Annotated in this window: 17 protein-coding genes and 1 pseudogene; 5 read left to right on the top strand and 13 right to left on the bottom strand. The window is 63.2% G+C overall.

The window, feature by feature from the left end; genetic code table 11:
• Positions 1-31: 31 nt before the first annotated feature.
• Genes RHA1_RS40985 through RHA1_RS40965 form a run of 5 tightly spaced genes read right to left on the bottom strand, consistent with a single transcriptional unit; the run spans position 32 to position 4,978 of the window.
• On the bottom strand, positions 32-931 hold the full coding sequence (locus RHA1_RS40985) for a type II secretion system F family protein (protein ID WP_011599914.1): 900 nt from the start codon (positions 929-931) through the stop codon (positions 32-34).
• A complete protein-coding gene (locus RHA1_RS40980; protein WP_011599913.1) occupies positions 928-1,803 on the bottom strand; it encodes a type II secretion system F family protein in 876 nt (291 codons plus the stop codon). The genes RHA1_RS40985 and RHA1_RS40980 overlap by 4 nt, the downstream gene beginning before the upstream one ends.
• A complete protein-coding gene (locus RHA1_RS40975; RefSeq protein ID WP_011599912.1) occupies positions 1,803-3,449 on the bottom strand; it encodes a TadA family conjugal transfer-associated ATPase in 1,647 nt (548 codons plus the stop codon). Before RHA1_RS40975 ends, RHA1_RS40980 begins: the two co-directional genes overlap by 1 nt.
• A complete protein-coding gene (locus tag RHA1_RS40970) occupies positions 3,446-4,225 on the bottom strand; it encodes a hypothetical protein (protein ID WP_237723814.1) in 780 nt (259 codons plus the stop codon). The genes RHA1_RS40975 and RHA1_RS40970 overlap by 4 nt, the downstream gene beginning before the upstream one ends.
• A gap of 45 nt (positions 4,226-4,270) precedes the next feature.
• Complete coding sequence (locus RHA1_RS40965; protein ID WP_011599910.1) at positions 4,271-4,978, bottom strand: SAF domain-containing protein; 708 nt, start codon at positions 4,976-4,978, stop codon at positions 4,271-4,273.
• Positions 4,979-5,783: 805 nt separating this feature from the next.
• Here RHA1_RS40965 and RHA1_RS53060 point away from each other — a divergent pair.
• Both RHA1_RS53060 and RHA1_RS52655 read left to right on the top strand, forming a co-directional pair.
• Positions 5,784-6,005: pseudogene (locus tag RHA1_RS53060) on the top strand (helix-turn-helix domain-containing protein); the annotation flags it as partial.
• Between the two features lie 102 nt (positions 6,006-6,107).
• Positions 6,108-6,566, top strand: coding sequence for an MmyB family transcriptional regulator (locus tag RHA1_RS52655; protein WP_237727118.1), 459 nt, complete (start codon positions 6,108-6,110; stop codon positions 6,564-6,566).
• A gap of 1 nt (position 6,567) precedes the next feature.
• On the opposite strand, the gene RHA1_RS40955 is transcribed toward RHA1_RS52655, so the two are convergent.
• The 3 genes from RHA1_RS40955 to RHA1_RS40940 all read right to left on the bottom strand — a co-directional run bounded on the left by RHA1_RS40955 (position 6,568) and on the right by RHA1_RS40940 (position 9,937).
• Complete coding sequence (locus RHA1_RS40955; protein WP_011599907.1) at positions 6,568-7,356, bottom strand: alpha/beta fold hydrolase; 789 nt, start codon at positions 7,354-7,356, stop codon at positions 6,568-6,570.
• Positions 7,357-8,165: 809 nt separating this feature from the next.
• On the bottom strand, positions 8,166-8,498 hold the full coding sequence (locus tag RHA1_RS40945) for a hypothetical protein (RefSeq protein ID WP_011599905.1): 333 nt from the start codon (positions 8,496-8,498) through the stop codon (positions 8,166-8,168).
• A 68-nt stretch (positions 8,499-8,566) separates the two neighbouring features.
• Positions 8,567-9,937 carry a hypothetical protein gene (locus RHA1_RS40940; protein ID WP_237727097.1) on the bottom strand — a complete coding sequence of 457 codons (1,371 nt, stop codon included), beginning with the start codon at positions 9,935-9,937 and terminating at the stop codon, positions 8,567-8,569.
• 166 nt (positions 9,938-10,103) lie between these two features.
• On the opposite strand from RHA1_RS40940, the gene RHA1_RS40935 reads away from it, so the two are divergent.
• The gene (locus RHA1_RS40935; protein WP_011599903.1) at positions 10,104-10,706 is read left to right on the top strand and encodes a helix-turn-helix domain-containing protein; all 603 of its coding nucleotides are present in this window, start codon (positions 10,104-10,106) and stop codon (positions 10,704-10,706) included.
• A gap of 23 nt (positions 10,707-10,729) precedes the next feature.
• Here the strand turns inward: RHA1_RS40935 and RHA1_RS40930 are convergent, their stop codons facing one another.
• The 4 genes from RHA1_RS40930 to RHA1_RS50040 all read right to left on the bottom strand — a co-directional run bounded on the left by RHA1_RS40930 (position 10,730) and on the right by RHA1_RS50040 (position 12,876).
• Positions 10,730-11,089 (bottom strand): hypothetical protein, encoded by a 360-nt coding sequence (locus RHA1_RS40930; RefSeq protein ID WP_011599902.1) that lies wholly within the window; start codon positions 11,087-11,089, stop codon positions 10,730-10,732.
• Between the two features lie 259 nt (positions 11,090-11,348).
• Complete coding sequence (locus RHA1_RS40925) at positions 11,349-11,531, bottom strand: hypothetical protein (RefSeq protein WP_011599901.1); 183 nt, start codon at positions 11,529-11,531, stop codon at positions 11,349-11,351.
• A complete protein-coding gene (locus RHA1_RS48080) occupies positions 11,521-11,892 on the bottom strand; it encodes a hypothetical protein (RefSeq protein WP_011599900.1) in 372 nt (123 codons plus the stop codon). The genes RHA1_RS40925 and RHA1_RS48080 overlap by 11 nt, the downstream gene beginning before the upstream one ends.
• A 69-nt stretch (positions 11,893-11,961) precedes the next feature.
• The gene (locus RHA1_RS50040) at positions 11,962-12,876 is read right to left on the bottom strand and encodes a hypothetical protein (protein ID WP_148228529.1); all 915 of its coding nucleotides are present in this window, start codon (positions 12,874-12,876) and stop codon (positions 11,962-11,964) included.
• Between the two features lie 274 nt (positions 12,877-13,150).
• Between RHA1_RS50040 and RHA1_RS40910 the strand changes: the two genes are divergently transcribed.
• Together RHA1_RS40910 and RHA1_RS40905 are read left to right on the top strand one after the other, a co-directional pair.
• Positions 13,151-14,191 (top strand): IS110 family RNA-guided transposase, encoded by a 1,041-nt coding sequence (locus RHA1_RS40910; RefSeq protein ID WP_011599898.1) that lies wholly within the window; start codon positions 13,151-13,153, stop codon positions 14,189-14,191.
• A 678-nt stretch (positions 14,192-14,869) separates the two neighbouring features.
• On the top strand, positions 14,870-15,799 hold the full coding sequence (locus RHA1_RS40905) for a hypothetical protein (protein ID WP_011599897.1): 930 nt from the start codon (positions 14,870-14,872) through the stop codon (positions 15,797-15,799).
• Between the two features lie 131 nt (positions 15,800-15,930).
• On the opposite strand, the gene RHA1_RS40900 is transcribed toward RHA1_RS40905, so the two are convergent.
• Entirely contained in the window at positions 15,931-18,291 is a 2,361-nt protein-coding gene (locus RHA1_RS40900; RefSeq protein ID WP_011599896.1) for an FtsK/SpoIIIE domain-containing protein, read from the bottom strand.
• Positions 18,292-19,181: the final 890 nt, after the last annotated feature.

Here is a 19,181-nt window from a genome sequence, read left to right as displayed (position 1 = left end):
CGCGGCGCTGGCGGCGCACCGTCGAATCGGATTAGCCGGTGATGATGGTCAGTGCCGGGATGAGCAGCAGCATGATGAACAAGCCGGCGAGTCCGGCCAGCGGCATGGCCAGCTTTTCGGTGGCCTCGGCGGCTGCTCCTTGTTCTGCGCTGGCCTGAGCGGATCGCAGGCCCGCGGCCTTTGCTCGCAGTGATGCGTAGACGGATGCGCCTTTGTCTCCGGTCATGTTCATGATGTCGGCCAGGTCGCCCAGTTCGGTCAGGCCGAGCTCTTGGGAGACGCGTGTCAGGGCATTCCACGGGGCTTCGCCGGAGCGCCCGGCTTCGTACAGTTCCTCGTCGAGGCGCAGGAACACCCATGAATCTCCCACCTGCGCAGCGCGCTCGAGGCTCTGGGTGGTGCCGATTCCACCGCGTCGGCACAGGGCGACGAGATCGATGTAGGAGCTCAGTGCCTGCGCGAATTCGGCTCGTGCCGCGGTTGCCCGGCGTCGGATTTCGATGTCGGGGATGAGGAAGAGCAGGAAGGCGGTCGCAATCGACAGGATGGCCGGGATGGACCATCCCAGGCCGACCCCGAATGCAGTCAGGACGAGGTTGAGGAGGGGGAAGATGAGCAGTCCGAGCAGTGCTGCGACGAGCTTTTCCCCGAGTACGTGGGCGGGATCTCGGTGCAGCAGGGCGAGATCGGCGTTGGGGAGCGTGAAGAATTTGCTGTCCTGCAGGTAGGGGTGGACCCGGATGCCGAGTTTGTTCGCCATCCCGTCGATCAGGGAGGTTCCGGCTGTCGACGTGCGCTCCGGGGCCGGTCCGGACAGGCGCGACATGGCATCGCTGAGTGCGGGTTGTGCGCGCATGAAGTAGAGGGCGACCAGGTAGATGCCGATTGTTCCGACGCTCGTGTAGAGGATGACCGTCATCTGAATGCTCATCGCTGCGCTCCTACGAGGTCGGTGCGGTTGACGCGATCATTGGTGCCGATAAAGCGGGGGTAGGTCGGCGGTTTGGTGGCCTGCTTCATCCAGTACAGGTCGGCCGCGAACAGGGTCAGCAGGATCAGTAGCACGATCTGCATTCCGCCCGACTTGTACGGTTCCATGAAGTTGGTGAACAGGAAGGCTGCCGCGAGTGTTGTGATCGCGATGATGGTGACCCATTTAGCTTGTGTACGGCTGGATTTGCGGTCGGCCTCGGTGCGGCGTCGGCGCGCGACCATGTCACCGACGTCTTCGGCGAGGCCTTCGAGTACGGCTGCAAGTCCCACGCCCCGCAGTTGCATGCTCAGTAGCAAGGCTCCGCAGATCTTGTCGCCGACGCTGTCGTTGAGGTCCGAAGCGAAACGTGTGATTGCATCCACCGGAGGGACGTTGTTGCGCAGGCGGCTGATGAACGCTGTGATCTCCTCCCGTAGCGCCTCCGGGATCGGAGTGGAGATGATGGTGTGCTCGATTCCCGAACCAGCCTTCATGCTGCTGGAGAGGTTGCGGGCCCACTCGTCCATGGCCGCCAGCCGACTGATCTGCTGTTCTGCTTCGGGACGGCCGAGCAGGTACGGCAAGCCGACCAGCAGCGCCGGGACTAGAAAGAGGGTGAAGAGCCAACCCGAGAGGGACGACACGACGATGCCGGCGGCGAAGCCCACGACGAGCAGGATCTGGGTGCTACGCGGGATCTTCGATGAGCTGCGGCGCCGGCGCTGACGCGTGGGCGCGGTGCGATCGCGGCGGTCTTTCCATCCCATGACGATGCAGGCGACCCCGGCGCACAGCAGTAGTACCAGGAAGATGCCGATTTGCTGATACATCACGCCACCTCTTCATCGTCGTAGAGGTCGCGTTCTTCGTCGAAGTGGCGAAGGCTGTCGCTGGGGAGGTTGATTCGCTTGAATCCGCCGGCGAGCAGCTTGCGGAGCAGCGGTTGTGGAATGGATCCGAATTCTCCTGTGCCGTCCGAGTATCCCCGGTAGATGGTGGAGAAGGACGGCTTCTTGTCGTCGCCGGGTTCGACGTAGACGACTTCGTCGACGTAGCGGACCGAGGTGCGTGACCCTTCGCCGTCGACGCGGACCTTCGTGCCGAGTTGGACGATCAGGTCGATGTGCTCTGCGAGCTGGCGTTCGACGTAGTCCACCGTCGCGTTCATCGGGGGTTCGGTCGCCAGGTTCACCAGACGGTCGACTACGCCGCGAGCGGTGTAAGCGTGCGTCGTGGATAGTCCTCCTCTGGCCGTCTGCAGTGCCTTGAGAAGAGCGAGGATCTCGTGACCGGCGACCTCACCGACGATCATGTAGTCGAGCTGCTGTCGCACGAACTCGTACAGGATGTCGGAGAGGGTGTAGCTGCCGGCGAGCTCGCCGTCTGCACCGCGTTCTCCGCCGCCCAGGATTGTCTCGGCGTCGACCACGAAATCCTCGCGGCCTGGCAGTTCGTCGATGAAGAGTTCCCGTTCGGTTTCCGCGATTCCGATTCGCGTCTGCAGAGGAAGCGCATTGGCCAGTGCACGCGTGAAGGTCGTTTTTCCGAAGCCCATTCCGCCGCCGGTGACCACCGAGGCACCGCCTCGGACCGCGCACGAGAGGATGGTCGCGAGCTCGATCGGCATCATCCGATGTTCGGCGGCGAGCTGATCGAGGGCGATGTTCTTGAGGCGGTGGATGCGGATTGCCACCGAGGGCCGTTTGACTGAGTAGCCCATGACCGACAGTCGGTGGCCTCCGCGCATTGTCAGGCGCAGTGACGGATTGAGCCGGGAGAAGGGCCGGCCGCCGTTGTCGGCGCGTGAGGCCAGCAGTCCCATCCACTCGAGGAGTTCCTCGGGGGTGTCGACGACTGGGTCGCGGTGTTCGTAGTGTCCGTCGGGGAACTTGACGTAGACGGCCGCGCCGTTGAGGAAGATGTCGGTGACGTGCGGCTCTTCGACGAGTTCCTGCAGCGGGCCCAGGTTGAACTGCGCGTCGAAGATGGCCTTGATCAGGGCTTCTTCTTCGACGATTGTGAAGGCTTCGCCGCCGGAGTTGATGGTCTTCTGGACGTGGTTCTTGACCAGGCCGGTGATCGTCTCACGGCCGAACTCGCGTTCTTCCTCCTCGGTGAACGGGGCGAAGTATTTGCCGGCGTTCTTCGGGTCGTGGCGCTCGCGGTCACGCGCTGACCGGTAGTCACGCAACAGTTCCGCAGCTTCTTTCTGCAGAGCGCGGACCAGGGCGCGATCGACCTTGACCTTCGCGGCCGGCGGCACAGGCCGTGGCGCAGTGCCGCTGTGCCCATTGGTGCTGGCCGGTGGCAGTTCGTGTAGGCGAAGCGATCGAAACGGATCGGTGTCGGGGAGCGTGATTTCCGATACCGAACTGCGGCCCCCACCTGCGAGGTCGGCGTCCGGGATCGAGGCTGAGAAGAAGGGAAGCTCCGTGATCTTGTTCTGCGGAGGCTGGGTCGCGTCGTCGGAGTTCATCGGCGTTCTCCTGTCAGTGTCGGCAGCGCAGCATTGAGCGCGGGACCGGACTTCCAGTCCGCCTGATGGCTCACCGCGAATTTGGTGATCTTCGGCCAGGTACTGCGGTGGAGGGTGTGCAGGTAGATCGAACGGCGACGGCGCCATTTGCTGATGGACAACCCGTCCGAGAAGACCTTGGCGTCACCGGAGTCGGGCAGGACCGCGATCACGTCAAGACCGGTGACTTTCGTGACTTCCTCTGCGTTATAGGGGGACTCACCGATCAGGATCAACCCCAGACTTGCCCGAGATTGCACCGCGGAGAGCTGCTGTCGCAGGGCGTTCTGCGAGGCGCGCAGCGCTGCGATTGCCGTTCGCTCAGTGCGGGTGACGATTGCGATCGTTGTCGCGTTGACGATCAGTTCGACCGGAGCGCCTCGTTGCCCGATCCGGCCGGCATCGACGATCACGTTGGTGTCGTCGACGCTCAATCCGGCCAGGTGGACACCCAGCGGCCCCCAGACGGGCCGCATCGCATCTGCCTGGGCGGAGTGGACCAGTCCCGGGAGCAATGACACCGACGACTGCGGGATCTGGATGAGTTGCTCGGTCAACGCAGTCTTGAGGCGCCCGTGACGATTCGCGTCGACGAGATTGATCAGGGAACGATCGTGATAGTGGTTTCCGAGCATGTATCCGGCCAGGACCGGCGAGGACCCGATGGCATCCGCTTCTACGAGCAGAGTCCGGTCGGTCGGTGAGTTCAGGGCCAGGGCGAGCGCCGTGGTGCTCACACCGGGTGAGCGTGAGGCGGATGTCAGTGCGAGAAACATCGCCAATCACCGCACTCGGTTGTCGAGGACGATCGCGACACGCTTGGTTGCGCCGCGGGCGGCGACCCAGTTGGCCTCTGCCTCGGGCACGAGCAGGTTGAGCGTTGTCTCGCCGGCTTCGGGGATCTCCTTGGTGGAGTACACCTGCGCCTTCGTGTTGATCGGGCCCTGGACGGGCGGGTCGTCCTGGTCGCGTGGTGTGTCCACGACACGGACCATGTCACCGGGGACGATCGGCTCGGAGGGGAGGTGGCTGTAGCTCACCGTGATGCCGACCATCGTGAGGCCTTCCCCGGGAACAACCTGATCGGTGATCGCGGACGGGAGCAGGACGGTGCCGGCCGGCAACCGGGTGCTGGCACTCATTCCTACGACGCGGCCGCGTTCGCTGGCGGGCAGCGCCCCGAGATCGGCATCGACGTTGACCGACTTGGCGGCCAAGTCCTTGGACTCGATGGTCTCGCCTTGCTGCACCTCGTTCGTCAGGACGAGCACATCGGTGGTTGCGCGCATCGCGTTGACCGCGGTGAGCATGCCGATCACTGCCACCACGACGAGTGCGACACCGATCGCCAGGTAAATGGGGCGTCGACGGACGCGCGCGCGGGTATTCAGATCGGGTGGCTCGTCCTGATCTGCGCCGTTGTGCGCCAGGGGCAGGTCATCCCCGGACGAGCGGAGCTTGTCGATTTTCTTGGTCAGCAGGGATGCCATGTGGTGGTCCTTCACAGTGGACGTGTGGACATATCGGACACTTTCGTACGGCGAACAGTAGAGAGCGACCTGGACAAGTTCGCTGCGACCACGTCACCTGCAAAGCTCCGACGGACTGGCGACGCCATCCGGTGCGACTGGTCCGGTGCGTGTGAGGGCGCCGCTGGGCGCGTGAACCAGCTGCGTTGGATGGCGGATTCCGTTGGGGCGGCGACCGTGTTGCTCGCCATGGCAGTAGTGCACGCCGCTACGTTTTCGCGGGTATGCACATGAAAACCAGTGCGTCCAGCGACATCCCGACCTCGGGTGCCGGAAACGACGGTTCCAACCATCCGGCGTTGGGCAAACTGCGCGGCATGCCGTTGACCGACTACTTCTATTGCCCCGTATGGACAGTCGGGTTCGAAATGGTCCTTGTAAACATTCCTGCGGCCCGTTTCGGGAGTCGCTGCTTGGGCCGACCATCGCCTCAGCACGACTAGCGATCCGTGCCGTGCCACGTCGAGCACGAGGAGCCGAACGCCGAGCACCGTCCCCGTCGATCGCACACGCGAACCCCATTGTGCTGCACGTGGCATAAACGCTTTCCCCTCCGCAACCCGCCTGGGCCCTCCCCCTCGGCGCGACTGTCGACCCGCACTCGTCTGCCTGCCACGCAGCTGTGAGCCTTCTGGGAAAACATTCCATCAGGTCGGGAACTGCGTTGTCCAGCAGGGGGGTAACACTCAAGAGTGTTACCTACAAGGCTTGACATTCCCCGGGAGTAGGGTAATGCCGCTGTATTCGCTATCGGAAAGGCCAACCAATGGACTCGATCAGTCCGCCGAGTCTCGGTGATTTCATCCGTGCTCGGCGCACCCGGGCAACGCCGACGCACCCGGATGGAATGACTCGGGCCCAACTGGGCGAAGAAATCTATTTGAGTGTCAGCTACATCGCGCGGCTGGAAGGAAACGTTAAGGACGCGAGTCCTTCTCCACAGGTTCTCGACGCCACCGCCAACGCACTCTGTCTCGATGATGCAGAACGTCGGCACCTATTCAATCTGGCACGGCGAACACAGACCGAGCGTGAGGACACCACGACACCCTGGACGATCGCCGACTATCGAACACTGATCACACCCGACATGAAGACCGCCATCGCGGCGCTGAACCCGCACCTGGTGGCATACCTCGACGAGCGCTGGAATGTCATCGACTGTAACTCGGCGTACGACAAGGCGTTCCCTGGACTGGTCGACGAGGGAAACGTGTTGCGCTGGTTCTTCTCGACTCCGGCATCAATGAAGGTCATGGTGGAGTGGGAGGCGGAAGCCGCCTTGACCGTCAGCTGGTTCCGAGCGTTGATGGGTCGCTACTACAACCCCGACTGGGCGGTGGAAACCCTCGAAGAGTTGAGCGCGTTCCCTCTCTTCCGCGAACTGTGGTCACGCGAAGAAGTCCGGTTCGGCCGGCACCAGCCGTTCATGCACCTCCGCGACACCGAGACTGGTGAGCGATACAGCGTGCACGTACAGGTCCACGCGGAGATGCGGGGCAAGTATCCGCTGCAGATGTACCTCGGAGTGCGCCTCCCCGCCTCCTGAATTAGCGGAGCGCCTTGACGAACGCAGTGATCGCCGCGTTGACCGGCTCGGGGTGTGTCCAGTTTGCGGCATGGCCGGCCACCGGGATCGTGACAACTGGCGCAGCACCGGGAAGACCTGCTTTGAGCTCGTCCGCCTTCTCTGCGGGCGCTGACAGGTCATTTTCCCCACGGATGATCAACGCCGGAACGTCAATGTCGGAGAGTCGGTCCACGACGTCGTCGCGTTCGATAAGGCACTCCGCGGCCGGCCGGACAGCCATGCGATCGCTGCTGTTCCATTTGCTGATCCACGACGTCCAATCCGCAGGTTCTCCACCGATCAGTTGGGGGGCAAGTGCGCTGGTGAGCGGTTCGAGTGGCTCTGTGCTGCACCACTGATTGAACAGGACGCGGTATCCGGACTTCTGCTCGGGTGTACAGGCTGGGGCTTCCGTGTCGAGCAAGATCAGAGCCGTCGTGCGCTCCGGTGCGAGGAGTGCTGTGCGCAGCGCGGTATAGCCGCCCTGGGACATGCCACCGATGATTGCCTTCTCGACACCGATGTCGTCGAGAACGGCGAGGGCGTCGCGCGCAAGGTCCCAGTATGTGAACGGCATACCCGTATCGGTGGTCTTTCCGTGGCGGCGCGCATCCCAGGTCACAACCCGAAGGTCCGGGGATAGATCGCGCACCTGGGGCGTGAACATGGATGAGTCCATGAAGAACCCGTGCCCGAGTAGAAGTACGGGCCCCTCTCCCCCACTGTCGGTGTAAAAAATGTCGGCGTCGGGCGTTGTCACTGTCGGCACGTAGCCGATCCTAGGGTGAGGTGACTATCCCCGGTCCAGGCGAGTCTCAAGGAGCGCTGTTGCCAGTGCCCCTTTCAGAGGTTGCCGCTCACTCTCAACAAGACCCTCTCGCCACAACCTGCGGAGACTATCGACGCGTTCTGCCGAGTGTCCGTGATCGGTGGGGCATCTCCCGTTCGAGGGCCGCCCGCGACTGGGTGCGTTCGGTTCGTCCATTCGGTCAGAGCGCGGGCGATCCAGCATCGCGCTACCGCGGAGTCCGCCGCACAGGCGGCGAGGGACTCGAATGCCAGCGCTATCGCGACTGTGAACTCGGGGTGCGTTTCGTCGAGGCATTCGAGTGCGATGTCGTTCGCCGCCGAAAGTGCCAGATAGGTGGCCTCTGAACTGGTTACGGCCGAGCCGTGGGCCAATCTCTCCGTGGCCTCGTACGCCGCCCGCCGCGCGTCGGGGCTGAGCGCCTTCGTTTCCGATGTTCGGCACATACCGGCGACGCGCTCAAGTTCGTGAGTGCATCGTCGCCGGCGGCCGGGAGCCTGCCGGTCAAGCCCCAGTCTGAGTCGAGCACGTCGGCGAACCAGCACCAGCGAGCGAACTCCGGCGCGTCGTCGAGCGCGAGTTCAACGGTTCCGGACGCCAGCTGCATCACCGCATCGGCGACCGACATCTCGTTGAGAGCGGAAGAAAATGACTCATGCATGGTCGTTTCCCGTCTCCGTGTCCCGTAAGGGACGTGAGGGTCAAGCGCAGGGTTGAAACTTGTTGTGGTAATTGCCAAACTCCGCACTGCGGAGCGTGCACGACCGGGGTCAAAGCGTTGTCAACCAGCACTCGACGGCGCGCTTGGCAGCGTCGGTTGGATCGGCGAGGTCGACCGCAGTGGTGGCATCGACCCCCTCAGTGCGCTCCCAGCTGCCGTCGTCTCGTTGGTGGTCGACGATGGACCAGATTTCGACCGTGGCTTCATGCTCACCGCGGGTGATGAGCCGAAGAGCCGGGACGAATCCGGGGCAGAGGTTGCTGAGGGCGATGTATGTGCGGTCCTCGTCAACGGCGAGGTCAAGGTCGTTGTGATCGTTCGCGTCGTGGGCGGCCGCAATGAACGCCGTGTGGAAGTCCTCGGGGATTTCTATGAGGGCCATCGGGTCTGGTCTCCTTCAAAAGGGTCGTGATCTGGGGTGCACAGCAATGCCTCACACGGTCGCCGGCGTCAACAGGTATCAGCGAACTGGAACAAGGCCTGCCTGGTCGACCGGGTCGGGGTGCCGATGCCTGATCGGCGAGGCGATGCCATCGTTGACGCGAAGGGGTGCCACCCCGACGACAGCCGCCATCGCTCATCTGAGTCAGGCCAATTCTGCTCGGCACCTACGGCTCTCGTTGAACCCGACCGGCAGGCCGGCCGCCATAGTTTCGAGCGCCGGGCTATCGGCCAGCTCCCTGGCACCCCGCCTTCCGGCGCTGAACGAGCACAGTCGATCGTTGCATCGTGGAACTGTGCGCTTGCCGTGAAGGCGCCGGTCCAGCGGCGCCTGTTCGCACTCACTCGGTTGGCGGAAGCCCGCGCCGGCGCGTTCACCCTGGAGCCGGCGGGCGACTGTGACTCGGCGGCATCCGACGTCGCTGCTGCTTCTCGCGGAGAGTCAGAACCGGGTGCGTCTGTCAGATCGGCCGCGGCAGCGTCTGCGGCAGTCTCGCCCTTTCCACGCTCCCTCGCAGGCGCGTCGGTCGGGGTCGACGTCTCCGCCGTGGAATCGGAACCGGCGACGTCCGTCTGGACGAGAGCTCGGCGGTACCGGCTCAGCTCCGTCACGGCCGAGTCGTACTTGATGGCGAGCTTGTCCGCGAGGAGGCTCGGTGACCAGCGCTGCTCGTAGGCCATCCGAATGATTTCTCGTCGTTCGCAGTTGCGCATGGGGACTTGTTCGCCGCTCAGGCGACGAACGATGACGACCTCGTCGGCCGCGACCGCTCCCGTGGCCCGCTCGCGCTCGTGACTACGCGCCTTAGGATTGTCGATCTCGTCGTCGTCCCATCCGAGAGGCGGCACCAGTCCTTCTGCGCGTGCTTGTTCACGGAGGTCGGCGTCGGGTCCGGGGCGCATGGAAAGCTCGTCGTAGATCTCGTCGACCGCTTCCCACAGCTCGCTCGGGATGAGACCTTTTTCCGGCATCGAGGTGACAACGTCGACCTCGACGTTCAACCGGTGAGCGAGGCTCGGATCGCCGTAGCCCATGGCGTTGAGTGCACGCAGTCGGCGGCGAGCCCCCACTGCTGGGGTCAGATCACGCCCACGGCTGGGGTGAAAAGTGATCGAGAGGATCGCGTCCGCGATGGCGGAGGTGGTGGTGCGAGTCGAAGTGCTCCTCAGCGACCGGATTGTCGCGACCGGCACAGAGGCCAGGTCAGCGATCAGAGCGGTCGTCATGCCGGCGCACATCAGGGCGTTGATGCGGTAGCGCACATCAACCGTGTCGACAGATGTATCGACGTGACGGGCAGGTGTCCAAGCCTGCCCGTCACGTCCCCCTAAACCCGACTGTCGCGATGTCTGGAACCACCCGTCGTCGCGACTGGGCAAAGCAGACCGGGCGGGGAATCCGGCTGCATTCAGTCTAGCTAGCTGAGCGGCGCATACGGACGAGCGTGCGTCGCGTCGATGCGCAGAAGTCTGGGACAAGGGTGGGGCAGCTGAAACGGTAGTCGTCATCGGATGCTCTTTTCCGTTTAGCGGCTGGTCAGGCCGCATGTACGTGGGAACTGTTCGTACTCGAGCGCACCGGGTTCGAGTTCAGCGAGTGATCGTCAGCGCTGCACCGCATCGCATTTACCACTGGAATTTAAACCCGGTATGCAACGATGGTATCTACATCTTCAATAGGATGTCCAGCGATGAACGGAAAATCGCAGTGAGAGCGCCCCTGAACGGCTTCCAGCCCCAGGCCCTCGAGGACGCGCGCACTACTGCCGGAATCACGCGCGGCGACCTTTCCCGCGCAATAGGCGTCGACCCGACCACCATCCACAACTGGGAAACCTCGCGAACGCACCCTCAGCCCGACCACCTCGCCCGGGCCGCCGAGAAGCTGGGAATACCCCTCGACCGCCTCGTCGTCGTCCCGGAAGACAGTCGGACCATCGCCGACCTGCGGAATCTTGCGGGATTGACGCAGAAACACGTCGCAAACCGAACCGGACTCAGCACCACCACCATCGGCCGAATCGAGCGAGGCGAAGGAAGCCTGTCCGATCGCCATGCCACAGCACTCGCTGAGGCTCTGCGCCTGGAAGAACGGACAATCCGCGACGCATTCATCCGCGCACGGAATCGACCGCTTCCTTCTCGATAGCTCGGCAACAATCACCACCGCGTTCATGCACTATCCCCGCGGCGCAACCGCTGCTGCCGACGACGATCGATGGAGCGCCGTGCTCCGCTGAGAGCCAGAGTCGCAGCGAGCACCAGAACTGCCGCGACGATGATCAGCCGGCGGAGGTCGAGACCGGCACCTTCCGTGCCAGGGATAGTCACCAGCGGTGATGCCGAGGCCGCAACGATGAGATCGTGAGCGAGCAGCCACGCAGTTGCCTTGGTCGACATCTCTGGAAGAGCCGCGACAAGGAGGCCCAGAATCAATGGGGCCGCCATCAACAGAGATAGTTGGTCCTCGTCGGACAGGCCTGTTGCATTCTGCGCGGGTTGAATGGGCCGCTGAGGTTGACTGGGGTGCATGGGATCTCCCTCCTAAACTGGCTTCTATCTGGAGGAAGATCCGGTGCAGCGGGCTTGTGTGACAGACGGCGGCGTTCTTTTTCACAGCCCAGCGAAAGCCGTATAGCTCACGCCCGAGGCAGGCTGCATATCTCGAAGGAGCCGCGGGCCGCGCCGAGAGCTGTGCAAGCGGAGACCAGCGAACTTTCGCAGCGCTGAAGACCTAATCGAATCGCCCCCGCTCTCCTTGAGGGCGGGGGCGATTCTTCACGCAGGCACGTCAATCGACGATCTTGAACCCTGCTGTAGCGAAGGCTTCATCGAACTCGGAGACTCCCTCGAAGTGGTCGACGAGCCGCGCAAAATCGTACTCCCAGCTGCTGGTGACAACGTCGCCCTCGTCGGGGCCCGAGAACTGCTCGTGTGCCCAGGGCAGGAGGACGCGACCTCCGTCAACGACCACGAGGAGCACTCGATCGACGAGAGAGCCGCGGTAGAAGATGTCGCCTATTGAGATCCAGACGTCCTCGTTGTGGAAGTTCTTCGCCCAGTCGAAGCTTCGAGGTGGCCCTGCTGCCGGCGTCGCGCAATCCCCTGAAGTCGAGATCGAGTCCCCAAGCAATCGAGATGTCGAGGTCGTCTCTCAAGATGGCGACGTTGCCGTGGCTCTCGACCTCGTTCTCGATCGCGTCGGTCTTGCCGACCAACGCCGTGACCGTCCTGTCGCGGTAGCTTGGCCCGGCGCCACCACCCCAGCAGTGGATGTGATTCCAATCCTCAGTTGTTGTTTCGCGGATCATCTTCCGCAGCTCGTCCAGCTTCATTGGCTCCCCCTCGTTGGTGTGGGAACGGGATCTGTTTGATCCGGATATTGTAATAGATCAATAGTTACACTAACTGGGGAATTGAGTACTTGCAGTGCCAGCCACGGCTAACCGTAGGGTTCTGACCCACTTAGCAGACTGATCGGCGTTAAACTCGTGCTGCTTTTCGGGGCCATACCGAAGGGGAGACGCAGTTTCCGAAAAGAGCAGGTTCCTAATCTTATCGGTCTCAGAATTCGCAAGTGTCAAGAAGAGCTTCGACACCTGATCCATAGCCCTTACAATAAGGTCTGTACCGGCACCGATACTAAAGGTCGTATAGAAATCATCGAGCGGCGTTCGCCTGTGATCGCATAGGGAGGAAAGGACAGAGTCCACATCTTCGTGTAGCCACGATAGGTTCTTCTCCATCCGCCGAATACGCACCTGCTCATCGATTAATTTCCATTTGTTCGTTATAGAAATCCACTTAACTCGATAGTCGGCCGAATCTGGAATCATAGGCTTGGCAGCGAAGAGCATCTCTTTTATATCCTCGCCAGCAACACGCAGACAGTTGCTTAGACTCTCGTCGTCGCCTTCATCCAAGTGCTGCCGGGCAGAGGTCAACGTAGCTCGATAGAGTTCGATCATCGGCGGCGTTCTAACAATCAGTACTTCTTCGAGATCGTCATCGCACAGGTTCAGCGCCGCATCTCGAAACCCCGTCCAAGCCTCGGCCGTCAGGGTGTTAATTGCTTCTGCTTCGATCAGGTCGGCACGCTGTTCGACGACTGTTGCGATAATGAAGAATGCGACAGGAACGCCGATACAGAACCCAATCAGTGCAGTCAGCACGTTGAGGGTGAAGGCCAAACCGGTCCACACGTCGTGCAGATCACCGACTACGCCCGCAGCGACTCCGCACCATCCAGCAACGAACATGATGCCGAGAATCCATCGGACTGACAGTGGCGTGTGCTTGAACGCCGCCTTGAAGTTCATAGGCATATGCTGCCCGGTCCAGGTGTCGAGGAATCGACCCGACTCGACGTTAGCGGGAATCCCCATCTGATAGAGAGTTCGATCCTGAGCCGAATCCCCCGACCAGAACGACCATCGAGGCGGTCTGGGAAGCCAGCCTCTATGTCTCAACTGGCGTAGTCCCTGCTCAGCGCCATAGCCACCGTTCGAAAGATGACATGTGATGAGGACCCCCTCAGCTCGGACGCACGATGGGTGGCGTCAGAGATTTTTCGGGGAGCTTGAGGAGGTCCCAATGACTATCGTAGGCGGGTTCGACGTGCACCGGCAGCAGATCACCTTCGACTATGTGGACACCGACACCGGTCGGGTGCGGTGGGGGCAGATCCGTCCGGCGACGCGGCACACGCTGCGGGCCTGGCTGGGCGAGCACTGCCCCGGCGGGGACGCCGAGATCGCGGTGGAGGGCTGCACCGGGTGGCGGTATGTGGTGGAGGAGCTGACCGCGGCGGGGGCGACGGCGCATCTGGCAGACCCGGCCGAGACCGCAGGGCTGCGCGGACCGAAGAAACGCGCGAAGACCGACCGCGCCGATGCCCGGCTGCTGCGCACGCTGCTGCTGGAGGGCCGGTTGCCGCGGTCGTGGATCCCGCCCGAGCAGGTACTCGAGGTTCGGACGTTGGGCCGGTTGTACTGCGCGTTGATGGACGAGCGGCGGGCCTGGCAGCAACGCATCCACGCGCAACTGTTCCATCAGGGCTGCCCACCGATCACCGCACTGTTGACCGTGGCCGGCCGCGACGGGCTCGCCAGGGCCGAGTTGTCGGTCGCGGGCCGGCAGTACGTCGACACCGCACTACGCACGATCGACTCGCTCACCGTCGAGATCGACGCGCTACGTGCACAATTGGTGTCGTTCGCGCACCGTCAGCCGGGGTGCCGGGCGCTGCAGGCCGCCCACTACGGGGTGGGGTGGCTGTGCGCGGCGATCATCTGGGCCGAGATCGGCGACGCCCGCCGGTTCCGCAGTTCCGATCAGGTGGTGCGCTTCGCCGGACTCGACATCACCGTCTACTCCTCCGATGGCAAACGTTCACCCGGGCACCTGTCCCGGCAGGGGTCGCCGGAGCTGCGGTGGGTGGCGTTCGAGGCCGCCCGGTGCGCCTCCCGCCGGGGGTCCCCGGACTACGCCTACTACCACAAGGTGGCCGACGTCCTGGACGGCAAACGGCCCGCGTTGGCGGTGGAGCGCAAACTGCTGCGCCGCTGTTACCACACCCTGCGTGAGCTCGGCGACGTCGCGATGGCGCCGGTCATGGAACGGGAGGTCGCCTGACATGGCCTGTGCGCGTGCCCTGCCCATGATTCACCTGATGCCTGCGGCCGGCTCCCGCGAGGTTCCTGACGCCACCCCGCGCGGGGTGCGGCGTCCCGGAAAGAATGAGCGGCCGCACCCTCGTCGGCCCGGCATGCCGGGCACCCCATCGATCATCATGTCACCGGGCTCGTCGCCCGTGGACCCAGATAAGGCTGGGCGCCGGCACGCGCGGGCCGCACCCTCGTCGGCCCGGCATGCCGGGCACCCCATCGATCATCATGTCACCGGGCTCGTCGCCCGTGGACCCAGATAAGGCTGGGCGCCGGCACGCGCCACCACACACGGCTGCTCCCCGACCAGAACACCGGGAGGCGCCCACCGCCTGAACCCCCAGCGTCTTCACCCCGTCAACCCGCTCCATCAGGATGCGGCGGATCCTCGCCGGCCTCAAGGTCGTTCGTCCTCGCTGCGCTGCGGGCGCTCCACCTTGACCCCCGGCTGCGGTCCCCCGCGGGCCGGCACGGGCGACGACGAGGGCAAACACCGGAAATGACCCCCCCAAATGACTAATGGATCCCACCTTTACGGGGGTCCGCATCACAGATAAGGAACCTCTGGAGGGACGGTCAGCTCGCCGCAGAACAAGCTGTCGGACGCCCTTCCCGGACCGGCCGTTTCTGGACACCGGATCCCTGGATGATCGCCCGCGCCGATACCCTTCGCACTGTCAACGACAGGAAGGACGTGATGGTGGCTCGCAAAGGACGTGCTCAGAAGGGCGAATCAGACGTCGAGCTGCTTGCCCACCGCATGGTCGAACACAACTCTTCTGTGTGGCTGGACCCGTATGACGACGGTAGCGAGAACGGAATGGTCGACTACCGGGTCTTCGACAAACCCGAGATCGACGAGTGTCGGCGGTGCATCGGAGTCCTGGAAGTGGGTTCGATTACCAACTCCGACTACCGCAGCTCTGTTGGCCAATACCGGCAGCGGTTCAGGGGGTTCGACGATTCCACTCTGTCTTGTTGTTGGGCTGTCATGTGTGAGTTCGGCGTGACTTTTCGGGGCTTACAGGAGCGATTGAGTCCACTGCTCCGCAAGCTGGAGGACAAGGGCGTAGATGCCCTTGTCCGAGGCAGGCGAGATACCAGCACGGTGGAGCTCGAACGCGAACTCAACGCCATCGCAGGAGTTGTCCAGATAGTGAGGGTCCGCGAAGGCGAGCGGTCAACGCGAGTGGCCATAGACTTCATGTCGCACGCCACAGGGACCACGACTCCCGACAGCACGGTCGAGGTCGTCGAGGCGTTCCTGGCCAGTGACAATAAGGACCCAGCCGGTATCCGCAAAAAGGTCATGTCGGAACCGGAGCTCCCCTATCACGGCGTGTACCTCCACCTCGACGGTGCTCCAGAGCCCGTGCAGGACTCGCAGTTCGGCGAGCACCGTCACTTCGCGGCGCCGCTCCAGTTCGACAAGATGCCCAGCCGTTCACCCAAACTGCCCGAGGGGTTCACGGACCTGTGGCTCATTGGGAGGTTCGGACAAGGCTGGCACTGGGATCGCGAGTCGGGATGGACCTTCGTCGCAGCTCCCCCGTTCGGCCCGCAAGAGCAGCCCTGATCCTTCGGACGCCGGACAGCGTGCGCTCGGGGTGACCTGGTCAGAAGACGGTCAGGTCCACGCGGTACACACCGCCGTCGGGATTGATCGACTCGAATCGATCCGCTATGGAGAGCCGTCCCGTTGCCAGCTCAGCCAGATACATGGATGGGTTTGCGAATCGATACGTAGGAACTATCAGGTAAGGCGAGGTCGCCGAACTCATCGGTGTCGCTTCGCCAGGTCAGTGACAGCAATGAGTCTTCGATGATGTCCGGTTCGGGATCGGTGTCTACGACGACCCATTCGTCGATGTCCTCCATCAGCAACAGGTCCCCGAGTGCTACATCGGCAGCGCGAACATCGCGGACCGGCCCGTACTGGTCCTCGTAGGTGTCAGGTGAATCCTCCGGTATTCCGAAGACCTCGGCTCCGCCGTCCGCCGGAATCTCTGGTTCGGTTGCTGCTGTCTCTTTGACCAGGGCTAGTCGAGCGCGTGAGGACTCCCCCCGAGCGGCGGAGGATTCACCGAGTTGTGGAGCAGAGAGCTGATCGAGGAACGAGGCGGCGTCAGTGGCGCCGTTCTTGACGGCCGTCGGGGTGCGGTAGTCGTCGAGCTCTACCGCCGCTTCGTTGGTGGGCTCGGCGCGGCCCCCGAGCAGCCCGAGAAGCGCCGTCGGTGACGCGAGACGCCGATCGGTTTCGTGGGTCATCTTCGCTCTTCTGAGTACCGGATCGAGGTCGGGCCGGTCGCTGGCCAGTACCCATTCGGCCTCGATGTAGTCGAAGTACGTCAGCGGTGTTGGATCGGACATGTCGTCGGTGGCGTCGATGTCCGGAAGTTCGTCCGGTGGGACGATCAGCAATCGCGGATGGCGTGTTATCGGCGGTCGGAGGGTGTCGAGCAGATCGGACTCGAAGGTGCCGGCGCGCGTCTTGCGGGGGTCGGGTACGCGGTAGCACTGGATCTCGATGGGCTGATAGTTGTCGGTGACGGTGGTGCCGCGGCCGCGGCACTTGCGGGGCACGCTGGTACCGATCGTCGGTGATTGCCACATCATGAGCGCCCCTTGTGGTGAGAGCCGGCCCATGGAGATGCGCATGGCGAAGTTGTCACGCATGTCGCCGAGGAAGTACTGCGCGTCGGGACGCTGAGTTCCAAAGACTAGATGCACTCGCGAGGTTCGGGCCTTGCGTGCCATCGACGCCAGCATGTTGAGCACCGGTGGCTGTCGGGTGCCGCCTTTCGGCTTGACCCTGGAGTACCAATCTTCGACGTTGCCGCGGAACTCGGCCCATTCGTCGAGAAAGACCAGTACTGGTTCGAAGTCCGCTTCGGTCGCCTCACCGGTAACGATCTTCTGGTAGCGGAACTCCATGAGATCGCGGGCGCGGTGGACCAACGCCACTTGCTGCTCGATGGTCGTAGCGACGACTTGTACGTTGGGCCAGTCCTGGAATCCCAGGAATTCGACGTACTTGCCGTCGAGGACCCAGATCGGCCATCCACGTCGCGAGAAGTTGACCAACAGATTGTGGGCGGTCACGGTCTTACCGCTTCCGGGTGGGCCGATCAGCATCAGGTTCGGGTCGATCGCCGGCCTCCACACAACCTCGTTGCCGTCTTCGTCGATTCCGTACGGAATTTCCACCGAGTCGTAACTGGCCAAGAGATCGGCCCCGGGGTCGAGGTCCGGTGCCGGCAACCAGACGCTGTCCGGGAATGCTGTGCGTTGCTCGAATCGAACCCAATCCGTTTCAAGGTTCCACCGTGCTCTCCAGCGACCGGGCAACGTCGCGCTCATTCCTCGTTCGACGCGGGTCCGGTAGCCATCCGATTCCAGTTTCGGACCAAGTTCATGACGTACTTCCATTGAGGTCACTTCGCCGGTTTCGGCGGCGACGTCGATTGCGGTTACGGTCGCGGTCGGGCCCAACAGCTGGGCGATGATCCGCTTCGCGCGCACAACCTGGTCGCTGTCGGAGACTTCTCGTTCCGGCTCGGCAGCGGGCGTGAAGATCAGGCGCCGGCGGGCGGGGTCGTGCTTGTCGAGTTCGAAGAAACCCCACCCTTGATCTTCGAAGACCCCGCAGATATCAGCGAGCCACGTCTCGTCATTCAGTGCCTGTGTCGAGTCGTAGTGCACGGTGAGTTTCCCCGGAAGTCCCGGCCATCCACGACTCCATTTCGACGTCGACAGCACCGCCCGGGTGGCCTCCGGCAGCCCCACGATCGGGCACAGCCTTTCGATCACCTCGTCGACGTCGACATCGCGAAGCTGCTTACGTTTGCCGGCTACTCCGGCGTAGACGGCAGCGATCGACAAGCCCGCCGCGGCGGGCATCGCGAGGGCGCTGTATCCGAACAGAGGAGCGGCGGCGCTGGCACCGACCGCGGTGGTACCCAAGCAGAAACTGTCGCGAAGCCAGGTGTGCGGCCGCGGCGGCAAGGAACTGATTCGGGGAGAGCGTGCAAACCGCGCACCACTTTGCTGCGGAGGTGTGGTTGTCATCGCCAGGCCTCGCCTTCACCAGTCGGCGAGGAGATCACGAGCGTGCCGGCACCGCGATTGCCTTCCGCTCGCCGATTCGTACTTCCTGACTCGGCGTATCCAACTGTCGATCCGTGCCGCGGCCACCTTGCGTTCGCAGTTCGCTGATCAGTTCGCATTTCCACGCTGCTCCCTCCTGCGCGAGCGAGCACACCACCTCGCCGCTGATTGATCTCTCCTACTCGGAGGAAGATCCCGGTAAGGGAGCTTGTGTGACACGCGCTGGCCAAGTTTTCTGATCCGCGCTCGCTCCACATCTGGAGGCGGTGCGCTCATCGCCTCATGGTGGAGTCCTCTGGGAGGCATCCCATCCTCATCCCATTGACCCGACCTTGCGACACCGCCATGCCGGTACGGCAATCCCCTGTCCTGGCTCAGTGAATCTGATGCCGCCGACCTGCGGTGCGTCAGATTGTCTGAGCCGCAATGTTCGACTTCGCCTCACTGAATCTGATGCGCGTGGAATTTGTTGGCGTGCCGCCCGACCGATTGCACATGGCCTGAGTCCCGACGCACGAGGACGTCGACCGCGACCAGGGGACCCGGCATCAGATTCACCGAGTCAGGCATCAGATCGACCGTCGGCCGCATCTGATCTGCTGAGTCGGCATCAGATGCACTGAGCCGGGACATCCCCGATTTGCACCACCACCCCCTTGACACGTGGGTTACGCTCCGAACAGCGCAACGAAGAGAGCATGGACGGAGCGAATCCCCCGCGTAGGGATATATTTCCGCTCAGGCAACAACCCATCTCACGCGTGTTGATCCGTTCCTTGACCCTCGCGTGCGTACCTGTCCTTGGTGCCATGCCACTGATCTCGCTGGTCTCGCACAACGATCGCGAACCC

This window comes from Rhodococcus jostii RHA1 (assembly GCF_000014565.1).
GTDB classification, from domain to species: domain Bacteria; phylum Actinomycetota; class Actinomycetes; order Mycobacteriales; family Mycobacteriaceae; genus Rhodococcus_F; species Rhodococcus_F jostii_A.
Note: the sequence above shows the minus strand (reverse complement) of the source record. Positions and strands in the feature narration are given on the sequence as shown.

Bases quoted from the DNA above. Each gene is read 5' to 3' on its own strand.
- RHA1_RS40985 (WP_011599914.1), bottom strand. From the start codon at position 931: ATGAGCATTCAGATGACGGTCATCCTCTACACGAGCGTCGGAACAATC.
- RHA1_RS40980 (WP_011599913.1), bottom strand. From the start codon at position 1,803: ATGTATCAGCAAATCGGCATCTTCCTGGTACTACTGCTGTGCGCCGGG.
- RHA1_RS40975 (WP_011599912.1), bottom strand. From the start codon at position 3,449: ATGAACTCCGACGACGCGACCCAGCCTCCGCAGAACAAGATCACGGAG.
- RHA1_RS40965 (WP_011599910.1), bottom strand. From the start codon at position 4,978: ATGGCATCCCTGCTGACCAAGAAAATCGACAAGCTCCGCTCGTCCGGG.
- RHA1_RS52655 (WP_237727118.1), top strand. From the start codon at position 6,108: ATGAAGACCGCCATCGCGGCGCTGAACCCGCACCTGGTGGCATACCTC.
- RHA1_RS40945 (WP_011599905.1), bottom strand. From the start codon at position 8,498: ATGGCCCTCATAGAAATCCCCGAGGACTTCCACACGGCGTTCATTGCG.
- RHA1_RS40935 (WP_011599903.1), top strand. From the start codon at position 10,104: ATGTACGTGGGAACTGTTCGTACTCGAGCGCACCGGGTTCGAGTTCAG.
- RHA1_RS40930 (WP_011599902.1), bottom strand. From the start codon at position 11,089: ATGCACCCCAGTCAACCTCAGCGGCCCATTCAACCCGCGCAGAATGCA.
- RHA1_RS48080 (WP_011599900.1), bottom strand. From the start codon at position 11,892: ATGAAGCTGGACGAGCTGCGGAAGATGATCCGCGAAACAACAACTGAG.
- RHA1_RS50040 (WP_148228529.1), bottom strand. From the start codon at position 12,876: ATGAACTTCAAGGCGGCGTTCAAGCACACGCCACTGTCAGTCCGATGG.
- RHA1_RS40910 (WP_011599898.1), top strand. From the start codon at position 13,151: ATGACTATCGTAGGCGGGTTCGACGTGCACCGGCAGCAGATCACCTTC.
- RHA1_RS40905 (WP_011599897.1), top strand. From the start codon at position 14,870: ATGATCGCCCGCGCCGATACCCTTCGCACTGTCAACGACAGGAAGGAC.
- RHA1_RS40900 (WP_011599896.1), bottom strand. From the start codon at position 18,291: ATGACAACCACACCTCCGCAGCAAAGTGGTGCGCGGTTTGCACGCTCT.